Genomic DNA, 13671 nt, shown 5'->3' with positions numbered 1-13671 from the left:
GGGTTCACTTGAAACAACTAACGCTTGCGTTAGATGTCATGGGCGGGGACTTCGGTCCCCGTGTTACTATCCCAGCCGTATCAAAAGCATTGGCTGAAAATCCAAGGCTTAATTTTCTTTTATTTGGCGATCAGCATATTGCCAATCCCTTTCTTTTAAAGCTCCCTGAAGCACAACAAAGTCGAATCTTATTTCATCATACTAAAAAACAAATTGAAAATGATGTGCCGTTTCCGCTTGCCATTCGTCAAAGCAAAGATAGCTCTATGCGTCTTGCTATTGAAGCGGTCGTAAATGGTCAAGCACAAGGTTGTGTGAGTGGTGGGAATACCGGTGCGTTAATGGGGCTTGCAAAATTATTGATAGCGCCGCTTTCTAATATTGAACGTTTGGCATTGACCTCACTTATTCCAACGATGGATGGGAAATCTACGGTAATGTTAGATCTCGGGGCAAATGTTGAAGTAACACCGAAACATCTACAGCAATTTGCCGAAATGGGAAATATTTTTGCTCAAACCATGTTAGGGTTGGTTTATCCAAGACTCAATTTGCTTAACATCGGTACGGAAGAGAGTAAGGGTAATCAGGTCTTAAAAAAAGCACACCAATATTTAAAAGGGCGTTATGACCTGAATTATCAAGGGTTTATCGAAAGCGATAAGCTTATGAATCATCAAACTGATGTTATCGTTTGTGATGGATTTAGTGGCAATATTGCGTTAAAAGCGCTTGAAGGGGCGGCTAAAAATATTTTAGCTTTGCTGAAGAAACCTAGTGAAAGTATGTGGATGTGGCAGATAGTGAAACGTTGTTTTTTACGCGTACTGTTTTATCGCTATTATCGCAAATTACAAGAAATTAACCCTGATCGCCATAATGGTGCAACCTTACTTGGACTCTCCAAAGTAGTGGTAAAAAGCCATGGTGGCGCGAGCGAAAATGCCTTTTTTCACGCTATCAATTACGCAGTACAACAAATTGAAGCAGATATTCCAGAAAAAATTTCTTCTGGATTAACTGATTTACATCGTTATTAAAAATTATGTTAGATATTGTTTTATACGAACCTGAAATTCCACAAAATAGCGGGAATATTATCCGTTTATGTGCTAATTGTGGCTTTCGCCTTCATTTTATTGAACCTCTTGGATTCACTTGGGATGATAAAAAACTCAAGCGTTCTGGTTTGGATTATCATGAATTTGTCGATATTCAGAAATACAAGAATTTTGAAGATTTCCTTGCGCGCGCTAAACCGAAACGTCTGTTTGCACTCACCACAAAAGGCGAGCCAAACCATAGTGAAGTACAGTATGAGTTAGGCGATTTCTTGATGTTCGGGCCAGAAAGTCGTGGTATTCCGATGTCAATTTTAGATACTTTGCCGATGTCACAAAAAATTCGCGTACCAATGTGTAAAGACAGCCGTAGTATGAATTTATCTAACACGGTAGCCGTTGTGGTTTATGAAGCATGGCGCCAATTTGGCTATCAAGGTTCAGTGCCAAGACAGCCTATTTAACTTTAAATAACAGCTAGCAAGCGGTCAGATTTTTCTCTTTTTTTACCAAAATAGCTTATGAATCAAGAACAACATCATATCGAAGATATTATTGCGATTTTCAATCAATGCTTTGCTGAAGAATTTAACACACGCTTAGAAAAAGGCGGAGATTACCCAATTTACTTGCCTGAATTTTTAGATGAAGATGGCGTAAAATCGGAGCGCCCTTATCATGTGATTTTATTTGCGCACGGTTATTACAGCAGCGCATTACATGAAATTTCGCATTGGTTAGTTGCAGGGCGTGAACGTCGAAAATTAGAAGATTTTGGTTATTGGTATGAGCCTGATGGTAGATCGGCTGAACGCCAACGTGAGTTTGAGCAAGTAGAAGTTAAACCACAAGCGATTGAATGGATTCTCGCCACCGTGGCAAATTTCCGTTATTTCGCCAGCAGTGATAATTTAACCGGCAACCCTGGCGATAATACTGCGTTTAAACAAGCAGTGTATGAACAAGTGAAAACCTATGCAGAAAAAGGGTTACCGAAACGCGCAGAAACTTTACGCCATGCGCTTAGCCAGTTTTATGGCACGCCAGATAAAATTGAGTTAGAGAAATTTGATTTGAGCCGTATTTAAGGTTCGACATAAAAGGCATCGTGGAAGCTGATTGATTCCATGAAAGCCAAGAAAAAAATCGCAAGCGGTTTGATTCCCCTTGCGATTTGCAAAATATTTAGAAAATCCTACCGCTTGTTATTTCAGTAGTTCTTCGTTTTTCTTATAGTTCCACTTGCTACGAGGCTTATCAATATATTGGAAATACTCGTTGGTAAACGTGCCTTGTGTGCAAGTAATTTTATCTCGGCGAGTATTCACAACTTGATCGCCAATCGCATTGTTCAGCGTATCTGGCCCAGTCATCACAAACACGCCACCCTCAATACGTCGGTTTTCAATATTATTCACAATCAAATCAAGCGTTGCTTTCATAATTGGGTGCCCAGCTTCGCAAGCGAGAAAGAAGTTCGTGTATTTGTCTCGACGCTTAATGAGCACTTCTGAATCTTGCTCTTGAATAATTTGTGAGAGTGGGAAAACTAAATGTCCATCAATGTCGATATAAATGCCGCCTTCACGCCAAAGGGTAAAAACGCGCCAAAAATCTGCCTGCGCTGCGCCATCGGTTAATTGGCTATAAGCTGCAAAAACATGAGGTTCTGCGTGTGCTTTGATATATTCTTCGCGTGCTTCAGTACTGACATAACGATAATCGTAACTGAGCGACATCAAACGGTTGAATAAGTAGTTACAATACATTGGCAAGGTCACTTTATTGGAATAGTTGGTTTGCCAAATGGTGCGGTTAATTTTGTCTTTACGATGTGTGCCTAATTTTGCAGGGCTAAACTCAGGAATGGTAAAGCGTTTTTTGGGAAAAAGTGCATGAAATGGATAGCTTAGCATTTTCACAATGTTGCCAAGCAAACGAGATAAGCCATTGCATAGCACAATAAATTTTTCATATTTTACTGACATAGCGGTTTCTTATTTTTAATCAATTATTTTTCGAGTTGAGTTATCGCAAAATCTAATGCGTAATCATATCCTTTAGCGCCCAAGCCGCAAATTACGCCTTTAGCAATATCACTTAGATAAGAGTGATGGCGGAAAGGTTCACGTGCATGGACGTTAGACAAATGTACTTCAACAAATGGAATTGATACGGCAAGCAGGGCATCGCGCAAGGCCACGCTGGTATGCGTAAAAGCACCGGGATTGATGATAATAAAATCTACATTTTCAAAGGCTTGATGAATGCGGTTAATGAGCGGCTCTTCGCCATTTGCTTGGAAATAGTCTAACGCGTAACCTTGTTTAGCGGCTTCGGTTTGTAAGTGTGCTTCAATATCTGCAAGGGTTTGAGCGCCATAAATTTGTGGCTCACGTTTGCCCAACATGTTGAGGTTCGGGCCATTTAAAAGAAGAATTTTTTTCATGGATTTACTACCCTTAATAAGAAAACTTCCCCTGTTATAAAATAATTCGTAGAGGCAAACTTGCCCCTACGATGAAAATCATATAACAAGCGGTCAATTTTCCGCAACGTTTTGCGAATTGCTATCGTCAACTTCATAAGCTAACGGATACATATTCAGTTTTTCCATTAGCATACGGTCGCCATCTTCTTCTGGGTTTTCGGTGGTAAGCAATTTGTCACCATAGAAAATCGAATTCGCTCCAGCCATAAAACAAAGCGCTTGCATAGATTCTGGCATATTGCTGCGACCTGCAGATAAGCGAACATAGCTGTGTGGCATGGTAATACGCGCAACGGCAATAGTACGCACAAATTCTGTCCAATCGAGATCTTCGGCATTTTCAAGCGGCGTGCCTGGCACTTTCACTAACTGGTTAATCGGTACGCTTTCTGGCTGTGGATCAAGATTAGCCAAACTTGCAATCAAGCCTGCGCGTTCTGCACGCGTTTCATTCATGCCAACAATCCCACCACAACAAATTTTTAAGCCTGCGTGACGCACTTTGCCTAAGGTATCCATACGATCGTCATGTGAACGGGTATGCACAATTTTATTATAGCGTTCTGGATCTGTATCAAGGTTGTGATTGTAATAATCTAAGCCGGCCTCTTTAAGATCTTCTGCCATGCCATCTTCTAACATACCGAAAGTGCCACATGTTTCTAGTCCAAGTGATTTAACGGCTTTAATGATGCTTGAAACCGTTTCAATATCTTTCGGTTTTGGCCCACGCCATGCAGCCCCCATACAGAAACGGCTTGCACCACGTGCTTTAGCAATTTGTGCTTTTTCAACAATGTAATCCACATTTAACATGGTTTGCTTTTCAACGCCTGTATCGTAACGGGCAGATTGCGGGCAATATTCACAATCTTCAGCGCAACCACCGGTTTTAATGGAAAGCAAGGTTGAAAGTTGAATCGCATTCGGATCAAAATTTTCTCGATGAATACTTGCTGCACGGAAAACTAAATCCATAAAAGGAAGATCGAAAAGTTCTTCAACTTGGCATTTTCGCCAATATTGTGCGGTCGGATGAGGGGTAAGTTCGTTTTTGGCTTTAAGATGTAGAGAATAGGTCGTCATGAAACCTCCAAGGTGCTGTATCCTTTTCTGTATTTATTTTTAGAAGAGTGAGGGCGTGTTCAACACGCCCTTACATACAAGGATGTGACACCGATTAAAAATTATTCTTCAATTGTACGAAGTAATTCGTTGATACCCACTTTACCTAAAGTTTTTGCATCAACTTTTTTCACGATAACCGCACAGTAAAGACTATATTTGCCACATTTTGATGGAAGACTACCAGAAACTACCACAGAACCTGCTGGTACGCGGCCGTAGTGGATTTCGCCTGTTTCGCGATCGTAAATACGAGTAGATTGACCGATAAATACACCCATTGAGATTACGCAGCCATCCTCAACAATCACGCCTTCAACCACTTCTGAACGTGCACCGATAAAGCAGTTGTCACCGATGATAGTTGGGTTTGCTTGTAATGGCTCTAATACGCCACCGATGCCCACGCCACCTGATAAGTGTACGTTTTTACCAATTTGTGCACATGAACCTACGGTTGCCCAAGTATCCACCATGGTGCCTTCACCAACATAAGCACCGATGTTCACATAAGATGGCATTAACACGCAGTTTTTAGAAATATATGCCCCTTTACGCACAGTTGCAGAAGGCACCACACGGAAACCTTCTTGTGCAAAACGTTCTTCAGTATAGTCAGCAAATTTTAATGCCACTTTGTCATAATATTTAGTTTCGGCACCATCAATGATTTGGTTATCATTAATACGGAATGAAAGTAATACCGCTTTTTTCAACCATTGGTGAGTTACCCATTCGCCATCAATTTTTTCTGCAACACGGTAAGTTCCGTTATCTAATCCTTCAATAACTTGCTCAATTGCTGAACGTGTTTCAGCATCTACAGTTTTAGGGGTGATATCCGCACGGCGCTCAAATGCCGCTTCAATAATTGCTTGTAAAGACATTGTTGTGTTCCTTAAACATATCAAATGAAAAGTAAAAATTCGGCTCACTTTTTAACATAGAAAGGCGCGCTTTTCCACAAGAAAAACGACAAGCGGTCGAATTTGCAAAATCTTTTACCAATTCGACCGCTTGTAAAAAATCATTAGCGTACTTCTGCGGTGTAGTTAATTTTCTTTACCGCTTCAATTAGTTGTGCATCTGTAACATTCGGTGCTGCCACAACTTTCACTTGGCGGGCTTTCATATCTGCTTTGGTTGATTCAACCCCTTCTATTGCTCGTAGCTCTTTATTTACTAAATACACGCAAAGTTGGCAGTGCATCTCTTTAATATAGAGTAGCACCTCTCGATTTTCTGTTTGCTGCGTAGCAGGTGTTTGTGCTTGATTTGCATAAAGTGATGGAGAAAATAGCAGTGCTGCTAATAACACGCTGAGCATTTTTTTCATGAGAGTATCCAAGGTAGAATGTAGGGGTAAGTTAAGAAAAATAGAATCACAACTAATGCTACGCCATAGAAAATCATCAATGTGCGACGAGAAAAATAGCGCGTGCAAATGATTTTCTTAGAAAAGAACAGTTGCCAAAAGCCATAGCCAAAAGCGCCGATTGAGAGAATCAGCAATGGCAGTTGCAAATAATCGTATTCACTTAAACTCATCAGCCACGGCGAAGAAACACCAAAAAGCAAATAAATAAGCGGGGCAATGCAACAAAGCGTAGAGCCGACTGCGGCACTTACCGCAGTCAGCAACATTGCAATGAGTCGATTATTTGATTTGGGTTGAGATGAATTCATAACCGAATGCTTTTGCATCATAAGAGTTAAGAGGATCGCCACCAATTTCCGCATACGGATAACCAAAGTTATTGATCGGGGTTAACGCTGGTTGCGGATAAAGATCGAAATTGCGCGCATGGTTATAACCCATCCAGTTTGCTTCCCAGTTACCGAAAAGATAATCTGCAACAGCTTGTGTTTCTTTATCATTCACCGCTTTTTTCTCGGTTAAGCGCATTTTGGCGACATCGGCTGAATCAACAGGCACCCAACCAAAACCGGCTAAGTAAAACTCTGCACGGCAGTGTTGTCCACCATTAACATTCGCCACGCCATCTTTCGCGCTACCAAATGCGGTTTTTGAGTATGGCTCAAGTTTTTTCGCAGCACCTAAACGAATGCCAAAGACTTCTCGTGCAGGAATATCTGCTGCACGGGCAAGCGCAACAAAGACAGAGTTGATATCGGTACATTTGCCTTTTAACACGCCGCTAGTGAGCATTTTTTCAACATCACCCTCGCCGCAACCTAACACAGAATTATCACGCTCCATGTTTTCCACAATCCATTGATGAATCAACTGTGCTTTTTTAAGCGGATTGGTTTCACTGCCTACGATTTTATCGGCGAATTGTTTCACCACGCCGTCCGTTTTAATGTGAGTAGTTGGTTTTAGATATTCTTGAACATCCACTGAATAAACGATTTTTTCTGGCACTTGGTAATCTTTTAATGCCCCTTTCGCCATTGGTTCGCGATCTTTGGTTTCAATGGTTAATTTCACTTTGAGCAAGCGCTTATCTGCATTGGCATCCCTGTTAGCATAAAGGGTTTTAGCACCATATTGATTGTTTTCAGTTACATAGGCTTTTGCATAATTTCCTTCAAATTCGACCGCTTGTACCGTTTGGTAATCATTGCTAAATGGCAATGGCACCCAAAGGTTGGTTTCACCTTTTGAACCTTGTGGTGGGACTAAATCATAAGATTGTACGAATTCGTAAGTATGAGCGTCAGTATTCGTATTCGGAAGGGTTTGTGCTGAAACAGCTGCAGATGCAAGTAAGCTTGCGAGAAGTAATTTTTTCATAATGTGATTCCAATAAACAAAACTTGTTATATTTCTCTATGTAACACATAGATTGTTGCTAGCATAACAGAAAATTCTTCTCACGCAAGCGGTTGCTTTTTGAAAATATTTTGCAAAATTTGGAGTTTTATTGACTTTTATGCAAAAAGAGATGGAGAAAATATTTACTTCTAATTATGATTGGTGTGAGTATTTTTTATCCACATTCAATTTTAGGAGAACCTTTATGAAAAAAACATTATCTTTCGTCTGTCTTGCATTACTTGTGCCTTCACTCTCATATGCAAATGATGACAGTGCAGCCAAAATTAACTTGATTAAACAAGTGTATCAAGAAGCACGTAATCCAGAGCGTTTATCTTCAGATATCCTGAAAAAATATGCCGATCCTTCATTTAAAAAAGCACTAAATGTAGCAGATCGTGCAGAAGAAGGCTGTTTTGATGCCGATCCTATTTGGAATAGCCAAGACCCTGACTATCAAGAAAAGGTGCGTGTTTCAGTATTATCTAACGGCAAAGTAAGAGCGTTACTGTCTGGGCGTCATGTTGATTATTCAGTAAGTTGCTCTAATGGTACTTGTAAAATTTCTGATGTCGATGGTTGGAAGAAAATATTATTAAAATGTAGATAATTGATTTATCTATCAAACCTCATCTATATAAAGGATAAAATAACCATGAAAAAAATTATCTTTTCTGCTTTACTGGCATTCAGTGGCATTGGAGCTGCAAATGCGGCTGTAGATTGTGATCTAGTACAAGAACGTGCCGATCAAGAAGGAAAGTTTTTTGAGCAAGGTGTGACTAAAAAAGTGGTGCAACAAGGGCGATTATATTTTCACACCGCACCACACTCTGAATGTAAAACACCGAAAGTCTTTATTATTAAAAACGATCTTGCGAAAACCTATGCGCATTACAATGGATATGATTTCATTATTTATCGAACCAAAGCCGGCCACGATGTTTCAGGGTGGGTTAAAGCTAATGCGTTAAGTACCGATCTTAAAGCGAATCCAATTACTAGCGAAGAGACCGCGATTAAAGCGGTTGAGAAATCCGTTATGAAACATAGGCTTTTAAGCTCTCTTGATTGTACTGGATTTTATGTTCAAGAAGATAAAGAAACATATGAGATCGACATAAGAGAAGTTCATAATAAACGATGTGGCGGTGATGAAGCAACTGCGCCCCGTCTATTAAGCTACACAGTGAACAAAAAAACGGGTGAGATGTGTACTGGCAGTATGGTATGGGCAGAACGAGTGGGGGCGGAAGACCCAACAGATTTCACTTGTCGCCCAATTGACTAAAAATAGCTGATTCTTATTCTTTAAAAATAGGACAAGCGGTTAAATTTGTAAAATATTTTGCAAATTTGACTGCTTATTTATTTCTTATATTTTCTAACTGATACGATGAGTGCAGGAACTGCGCTTAATTTGACCAGAATCAACATGAATTAACGCAAAGTAGGTAGAATCAATGAGGCAAATACCACAAAAAAAGAGGAAAATTTATGAGAAATCGTTTCTTAATCTCTGGTCTATTTGTCGCATTAAGCGCAACTACCTTTGCCCAAACCCATCAGGCGCATTGGTCTTATAACGGAAAGGAGAGCCCTGAACATTGGGGGGACTTACTGACCGATTATCAAACCTGTAAATTGGGTAAAATTCAATCGCCAGTTGATCTGGAATCTGATAATGGCATGAAAGTGGTGAGTAAACCACTTAATATGAATTATTTCCCTACAGCTTTCCAAGCAGAAAATAACGGCCATACATTACAAGTGAATGTTGCCCAAGAAAATGCGCCTTTCATTACACTAAATGATAAACCGTTTTATTTAAAACAATTCCACTTCCATACCCCGAGTGAACACACCTTTAAACGTAAACATTATCCTTTAGAGATTCATTTTGTACATCAAAGCGAAGATAAAGCTTTAGCGGTGATGGCAGTAATGGTTCAAGAAGGTCAAGCAAACCCTGCGTTAGCGCAAGTGGTTGAGAAAAAATTGGCTGTTGGACAGAAAGAAAAATTAGCCCAACCGCTTGATGCGAAAGCGCTATTGCCAAAAGAGATGATTCGTTTCAGATTAAACGGCTCGCTCACAACCCCACCTTGTAGTGAGAACGTCTCTTGGATGATCTTCCAATCTCCAATTCAAGCAAGTGCTGAACAGATTGCAGCTATAGAAGCAATTGAAGGCAAAAATAACCGCCCAACGCAACCGCTAAATGAGCGTGTGGTAGAAATTGAGCAGTAATTTTTGATGTTGCGTGGAGAAAATTCTCCACGCTTTTTTTTGCAAAACGATCGTTAAATTCGACCGCTTGTTCACTCAAAAACGTAAATAGGGCGTACTTAGTACGCCCTATTTTTATATTATGTATGATTTATCAAGAGGATGCTTGATTATTGTGTTCGTAATGAATTCGCCAAAGCATTCGTGAATCGAGCTGGCTTGAGGCAATCATCGTTAAAAAGACTGCAGCGCCAAAGAAGAATGCGGCATCACCTACCGAGAAGCTGAGGATTTGCCCACGTTCTAACAATGACATCATTAGCGCTAATACAAACAAATCGAGCATCGACCAACGCCCAACAAAATGCACGTAATGAAGCAGTTTCATTTGTAAATGAATTGGGTGCTTCCATTTGTAATGAATCGCCAATAATAGATAAAAAAGAACGGCAACTTTGCTAAATGGCACTGCGATACTTGCAATAAAAACGATCGCCGCAACTGAATAACTACCTAGGCTAATAAAAGTTAGCACACCAGAAAACAGCGTATCAGCAGATACCGCACCAGCCAGTCCAGTAGCGGAAATCGGCAAAGTATTTGCCGGAATCATCATGATTACCCCTGCAATAAGTGCCGCCCACACGCGTTGTAGCTTTATGCTATCGGGAACAGAAAGATTGCTTTCACAACGCGGGCAACGTCGTCTGCCTTTTAAGTCAACAATATTTTCATCAAAGGTATATTCACAAGTTGGGCAAAGCGTTGGATGCCCAACGTGATCTGATGGCAATGGGCGATATTCTGGGTAAAAATACGCCCAACCAGTTTTCGGGTTAATCTTAATGAATAATAGCGTGGTGAGAATAGTCACAATCACGAAAGCACTTAATTGCATGCTAAAGCTCAGGCTAGCATAGTCTTTGATTTTGAACGCTGCGACCCCAAGTGCAACCAAATAGACATCTAACATTACCCATTCTTGAATTTTCGTCAGAAAAATCAGCGTATAACGCGGGCGCTGATGAATAATTCGCTGAACGCTGATAGTCAGTACTAAAATAACAAAGGCTATAGGCATGATAATGGAGCAAAACAGCACCATAAACGCCGTGTAAGGATAACCTTCTGTGGCCATTTTCCAAGCGCCCCCCCAAACAGTTGCGTGGATTGGCATGCCAAGCAAGTCAATGCTCATGAGCGGATAAGTAAAAGCAAACGGCATTAAAATAAGAATTGCCAAAGCAATAATCGCACAACGGCGTAAATTCCAAGTGTTATCTTTATCTAACACATCGTGGCAATTTGGGCAGAGTGCAATATGGCCGTGTAGTTGATGCGGAACCTTTACCAGTTCATCACACTCTTTGCACTTTTCAAGAGTTAATCGGTTTATCTTCATGTTAATTTCTGCTTCTTTGTGAAGCGGTCATTTTATCGGAAAGGTTTGCAAGGGGCAAAAAACAATTACATGAATTTGATAAGGAAATTAGGAATAAGCGCTATTTTAATTGCAAAAATTGCAATATAAAATCCTGATAACTTCAATTTACGCAATTAAACGATTACGTTATACTGCACCACATCAATTCAATCCGATTTTAAAAAGGAACACAATTATGGCAAACAACTACTTCAATACTTTAAATTTACGCGAAAAATTAGACCAATTAGGTCGTTGTCGTTTTATGGATCGCAGCGAATTTGCTGACGGTTGCAACTACTTAAAAGGCAAAAAAATCGTTATCGTAGGCTGTGGCGCACAAGGTTTAAACCAAGGTTTAAATATGCGTGACTCTGGCTTAGATATTTCTTATGCATTACGCCCTGAAGCGATTGCGGAAAAACGTGCTTCATTCCAACGTGCAACTGAGAACGGTTTTAAAGTGGGTACTTACCAAGAGTTAATCCCAACTGCAGACTTAGTGATTAACTTAACACCAGACAAACAACACTCTAAAGTGGTGGCTGATGTGATGCCATTAATGAAAAAAGATTCTGCATTCGGTTACTCACACGGTTTCAACATTGTTGAAGTGGGTGAGCAAATCCGTGAAGACATCACTGTAGTGATGACTGCACCAAAATGTCCGGGTACTGAAGTGCGTGAAGAATACAAACGTGGTTTCGGTGTACCAACATTAATCGCGGTTCACCCAGCAAATGACCCACGTGGTGAAGGTATGGCAATTGCGAAAGCATGGGCGGCAGCAACTGGTGGTGACCGTGCGGGCGTATTAGAATCTTCATTCGTTGCAGAAGTAAAATCTGACTTAATGGGTGAACAAACCATTCTTTGCGGTATGTTACAAGCAGGTTCTATCGTATGTTACGACAAATTAGTTGCCGACGGTAAAGATCCAGCATACGCAGGCAAACTTATCCAATACGGTTGGGAAACCATTACTGAAGCCTTAAAACAAGGCGGTATCACATTAATGATGGATCGCTTATCAAATAGCGCAAAATTACGTGCATTTGAACTTGCTGAACAAATCAAAGAAAGCCTTGGTTTCTTATATTACAAACACATGGATGACATCATCAGCGGTCACTTCTCAGCAACCATGATGGCTGACTGGGCAAACGGTGATAAAGACTTATTAGCATGGCGTGAAGCAACTGGCAAAACTGCCTTTGAAAATGCACCAAAAGCAGACGGCATCAAAATTTCTGAACAAGAATACTTTGATAACGGTGTGTTAATGGTAGCAATGGTGAAAGCAGGTGTAGAATTAGCCTTTGATGCGATGGTAGCAAGCGGTATCTATGAAGAATCAGCTTACTATGAATCACTTCACGAATTACCGTTAATCGCTAACACTATCGCGCGTAAACGTTTATATGAAATGAACGTAGTAATTTCTGATACTGCAGAATACGGTAACTACTTATTCTCTAACGTAGCAACCCCAATTCTTGCTAAAGAAATCATCCCAACCTTACAAAAAGGTGACTTAGGTGAAGCAACGCCAGCTGTTGCTATCGACAACATTACTTTACGTGATGTAAACGATGCAATCCGTAACCACCCGGTTGAATTAATTGGTCAAGAGTTACGTGGCTATATGACAGATATGAAACGTATCGCAGTTGCAGGCTAATTACATAAAGATAAAAGATTGCCCATCACAATTGTGATGGGCTTTTTCATTGGGAGAAAAAATGAATCCATGGGTTTTATTGGGCTTTGCCATCGTGATTGAAGTCATTGGCAGCAACTGTATCAAAGCCAGCGAAGGTTTTTCAAAAGCACTTCCAACCGTTGTGTCGTTGATTGCTTTTGCCGTCTCATTATATTTACTTTCTATTATTACAAAATCATTACAGCTAGGCATTGTTTATGCGGTATGGTCAGGCGTAGGCATTGTGTTAACCGCTGTAGTGGCTTATTTTGTCTTCGGACAAAAACCAGATGTTGCAGGGTTTATTGGCATGGGATTGATTATTCTCGGCGTTTTAGTCATCAATCTATTTTCTAGTGGAGCATCACATTAAAGACCAAGAAAAGGAAAATAAATTGCAATTATTTTCTATTTTTGTGAAATTCAGACTTGCTCTTTGATGTGTTTTTGCGTAGAATTCAAGCCCTATTTTTATGAATTTAAATCGTGCTTACGCAAGATAGCAAATAGCACACATAGCGGAGTAAATATGTACGCAGTTTTCCAAAGTGGCGGCAAACAACACCGAGTAAGTGAAGGTCAAGTTGTTCGTTTAGAAAAGCTTGAAGTAGCAACTGGTGAAAAAGTTGAATTTGACTCAGTGTTAATGGTCGTTAACGGTGAAGATGTTAAAATCGGTACCCCAGTTGTAGCGGGTTCTAAAGTAGTGGCTGAAGTTGTTGCACACGGTCGTGGCGAAAAAATTAAAATCGTTAAATTCCGTCGTCGTAAACACAGCCGTAAACAACAAGGTCATCGTCAGTGGTTCACAGAAGTGAAAATCACTGGGATTCAAGCATAATTTCAGAGGAGATCAAG

At 40.3% G+C, this 13671-nt stretch carries 17 protein-coding genes; 9 read left to right on the top strand and 8 right to left on the bottom strand.

Translation table 11 applies throughout. The annotated features are described in order from the left end of the window. Positions 1-8: 8 nt before the first annotated feature. From plsX to HMPREF1128_RS09540, 3 genes are read left to right on the top strand one after another with little or no spacing between them, the layout of a single operon-like run. Entirely contained in the window at positions 9-1040 is a 1032-nt protein-coding gene (plsX, locus tag HMPREF1128_RS09550; RefSeq protein ID WP_007526699.1) for a phosphate acyltransferase PlsX, read from the top strand. A 5-nt stretch (positions 1041-1045) separates the two neighbouring features. Then, positions 1046-1525 carry a tRNA (uridine(34)/cytosine(34)/5-carboxymethylaminomethyluridine(34)-2'-O)-methyltransferase TrmL gene (trmL, locus tag HMPREF1128_RS09545; protein WP_007526825.1) on the top strand — a complete coding sequence of 160 codons (480 nt, stop codon included), beginning with the start codon at positions 1046-1048 and terminating at the stop codon, positions 1523-1525. Between the two features lie 57 nt (positions 1526-1582). Further along, positions 1583-2149 carry an elongation factor P hydroxylase gene (locus HMPREF1128_RS09540; RefSeq protein WP_007526655.1) on the top strand — a complete coding sequence of 189 codons (567 nt, stop codon included), beginning with the start codon at positions 1583-1585 and terminating at the stop codon, positions 2147-2149. A 117-nt stretch (positions 2150-2266) separates the two neighbouring features. On the opposite strand, the gene HMPREF1128_RS09535 is transcribed toward HMPREF1128_RS09540, so the two are convergent. From HMPREF1128_RS09535 to HMPREF1128_RS09505, 7 genes are all read right to left on the bottom strand, one after another. Continuing rightward, positions 2267-3049 (bottom strand): glycosyltransferase, encoded by a 783-nt coding sequence (locus tag HMPREF1128_RS09535; protein WP_007526749.1) that lies wholly within the window; start codon positions 3047-3049, stop codon positions 2267-2269. 23 nt (positions 3050-3072) lie between these two features. After that, positions 3073-3510: a type II 3-dehydroquinate dehydratase gene (gene aroQ / locus HMPREF1128_RS09530; RefSeq protein WP_007526895.1), complete on the bottom strand. Its 438-nt coding sequence runs from the start codon at positions 3508-3510 to the stop codon at positions 3073-3075. Positions 3511-3603: 93 nt separating this feature from the next. Then, positions 3604-4638 (bottom strand): biotin synthase BioB, encoded by a 1035-nt coding sequence (bioB, locus tag HMPREF1128_RS09525; RefSeq protein WP_007526890.1) that lies wholly within the window; start codon positions 4636-4638, stop codon positions 3604-3606. A 101-nt stretch (positions 4639-4739) separates the two neighbouring features. Further along, positions 4740-5564 carry a 2,3,4,5-tetrahydropyridine-2,6-dicarboxylate N-succinyltransferase gene (gene dapD, locus HMPREF1128_RS09520; RefSeq protein ID WP_007526855.1) on the bottom strand — a complete coding sequence of 275 codons (825 nt, stop codon included), beginning with the start codon at positions 5562-5564 and terminating at the stop codon, positions 4740-4742. A gap of 143 nt (positions 5565-5707) precedes the next feature. Then, a complete protein-coding gene (locus tag HMPREF1128_RS09515) occupies positions 5708-6013 on the bottom strand; it encodes a heavy-metal-associated domain-containing protein (RefSeq protein WP_007526823.1) in 306 nt (101 codons plus the stop codon). Continuing rightward, positions 6010-6363 carry a mercuric transporter MerT family protein gene (locus tag HMPREF1128_RS09510; protein WP_007526745.1) on the bottom strand — a complete coding sequence of 118 codons (354 nt, stop codon included), beginning with the start codon at positions 6361-6363 and terminating at the stop codon, positions 6010-6012. Before HMPREF1128_RS09510 ends, HMPREF1128_RS09515 begins: the two co-directional genes overlap by 4 nt. Next, positions 6335-7435, bottom strand: coding sequence for a transglutaminase-like domain-containing protein (locus HMPREF1128_RS09505; protein ID WP_007526751.1), 1101 nt, complete (start codon positions 7433-7435; stop codon positions 6335-6337). The genes HMPREF1128_RS09510 and HMPREF1128_RS09505 overlap by 29 nt, the downstream gene beginning before the upstream one ends. Before the next feature lie 226 nt (positions 7436-7661). Here HMPREF1128_RS09505 and HMPREF1128_RS09500 point away from each other — a divergent pair, with 226 nt between their 5' ends. From HMPREF1128_RS09500 to HMPREF1128_RS09490, 3 genes are all read left to right on the top strand, one after another. Next, complete coding sequence (locus tag HMPREF1128_RS09500) at positions 7662-8069, top strand: hypothetical protein (RefSeq protein ID WP_007526905.1); 408 nt, start codon at positions 7662-7664, stop codon at positions 8067-8069. Positions 8070-8114: 45 nt separating this feature from the next. Further along, positions 8115-8750 carry a hypothetical protein gene (locus HMPREF1128_RS09495; RefSeq protein ID WP_007526853.1) on the top strand — a complete coding sequence of 212 codons (636 nt, stop codon included), beginning with the start codon at positions 8115-8117 and terminating at the stop codon, positions 8748-8750. A gap of 206 nt (positions 8751-8956) precedes the next feature. Continuing rightward, on the top strand, positions 8957-9709 hold the full coding sequence (locus tag HMPREF1128_RS09490; protein WP_007526894.1) for a carbonic anhydrase: 753 nt from the start codon (positions 8957-8959) through the stop codon (positions 9707-9709). Positions 9710-9842: 133 nt separating this feature from the next. Here HMPREF1128_RS09490 and HMPREF1128_RS09485 read toward each other — a convergent pair whose 3' ends face one another. Next, positions 9843-11090: a paraquat-inducible protein A gene (locus HMPREF1128_RS09485; protein ID WP_007526691.1), complete on the bottom strand. Its 1248-nt coding sequence runs from the start codon at positions 11088-11090 to the stop codon at positions 9843-9845. 217 nt (positions 11091-11307) lie between these two features. Between HMPREF1128_RS09485 and ilvC the strand changes: the two genes are divergently transcribed. From ilvC to rplU, 3 genes are all read left to right on the top strand, one after another. Further along, the gene (gene ilvC / locus HMPREF1128_RS09480) at positions 11308-12792 is read left to right on the top strand and encodes a ketol-acid reductoisomerase (protein ID WP_007526797.1); all 1485 of its coding nucleotides are present in this window, start codon (positions 11308-11310) and stop codon (positions 12790-12792) included. Positions 12793-12853: 61 nt separating this feature from the next. Beyond that, the gene (locus HMPREF1128_RS09475) at positions 12854-13186 is read left to right on the top strand and encodes an SMR family transporter (RefSeq protein ID WP_007526705.1); all 333 of its coding nucleotides are present in this window, start codon (positions 12854-12856) and stop codon (positions 13184-13186) included. A 156-nt stretch (positions 13187-13342) separates the two neighbouring features. Further along, positions 13343-13654 (top strand): 50S ribosomal protein L21, encoded by a 312-nt coding sequence (rplU, locus tag HMPREF1128_RS09470; RefSeq protein ID WP_007526734.1) that lies wholly within the window; start codon positions 13343-13345, stop codon positions 13652-13654. Positions 13655-13671: the final 17 nt, after the last annotated feature.

The organism is Haemophilus sputorum HK 2154, assembly GCF_000287615.1.
GTDB classification, from domain to species: domain Bacteria; phylum Pseudomonadota; class Gammaproteobacteria; order Enterobacterales; family Pasteurellaceae; genus Haemophilus_A; species Haemophilus_A sputorum.
The sequence above is the reverse complement of the archived record's forward strand: the minus strand, read 5'-3'. Positions and strand labels throughout refer to the sequence as shown.

Excerpts from the sequence above, each read along its gene's own strand:
- trmL (WP_007526825.1), top strand. The coding sequence starts at position 1,046 with ATGTTAGATATTGTTTTATACGAACCTGAAATTCCACAAAATAGCGGG.
- HMPREF1128_RS09540 (WP_007526655.1), top strand. The coding sequence starts at position 1,583 with ATGAATCAAGAACAACATCATATCGAAGATATTATTGCGATTTTCAAT.
- HMPREF1128_RS09535 (WP_007526749.1), bottom strand. The coding sequence starts at position 3,049 with ATGTCAGTAAAATATGAAAAATTTATTGTGCTATGCAATGGCTTATCT.
- aroQ (WP_007526895.1), bottom strand. The coding sequence starts at position 3,510 with ATGAAAAAAATTCTTCTTTTAAATGGCCCGAACCTCAACATGTTGGGC.
- bioB (WP_007526890.1), bottom strand. The coding sequence starts at position 4,638 with ATGACGACCTATTCTCTACATCTTAAAGCCAAAAACGAACTTACCCCT.
- dapD (WP_007526855.1), bottom strand. The coding sequence starts at position 5,564 with ATGTCTTTACAAGCAATTATTGAAGCGGCATTTGAGCGCCGTGCGGAT.
- HMPREF1128_RS09515 (WP_007526823.1), bottom strand. The coding sequence starts at position 6,013 with ATGAAAAAAATGCTCAGCGTGTTATTAGCAGCACTGCTATTTTCTCCA.
- HMPREF1128_RS09510 (WP_007526745.1), bottom strand. The coding sequence starts at position 6,363 with ATGAATTCATCTCAACCCAAATCAAATAATCGACTCATTGCAATGTTG.
- HMPREF1128_RS09505 (WP_007526751.1), bottom strand. The coding sequence starts at position 7,435 with ATGAAAAAATTACTTCTCGCAAGCTTACTTGCATCTGCAGCTGTTTCA.
- HMPREF1128_RS09500 (WP_007526905.1), top strand. The coding sequence starts at position 7,662 with ATGAAAAAAACATTATCTTTCGTCTGTCTTGCATTACTTGTGCCTTCA.
- HMPREF1128_RS09495 (WP_007526853.1), top strand. The coding sequence starts at position 8,115 with ATGAAAAAAATTATCTTTTCTGCTTTACTGGCATTCAGTGGCATTGGA.
- HMPREF1128_RS09490 (WP_007526894.1), top strand. The coding sequence starts at position 8,957 with ATGAGAAATCGTTTCTTAATCTCTGGTCTATTTGTCGCATTAAGCGCA.
- HMPREF1128_RS09485 (WP_007526691.1), bottom strand. The coding sequence starts at position 11,090 with ATGAAGATAAACCGATTAACTCTTGAAAAGTGCAAAGAGTGTGATGAA.
- ilvC (WP_007526797.1), top strand. The coding sequence starts at position 11,308 with ATGGCAAACAACTACTTCAATACTTTAAATTTACGCGAAAAATTAGAC.
- HMPREF1128_RS09475 (WP_007526705.1), top strand. The coding sequence starts at position 12,854 with ATGAATCCATGGGTTTTATTGGGCTTTGCCATCGTGATTGAAGTCATT.
- rplU (WP_007526734.1), top strand. The coding sequence starts at position 13,343 with ATGTACGCAGTTTTCCAAAGTGGCGGCAAACAACACCGAGTAAGTGAA.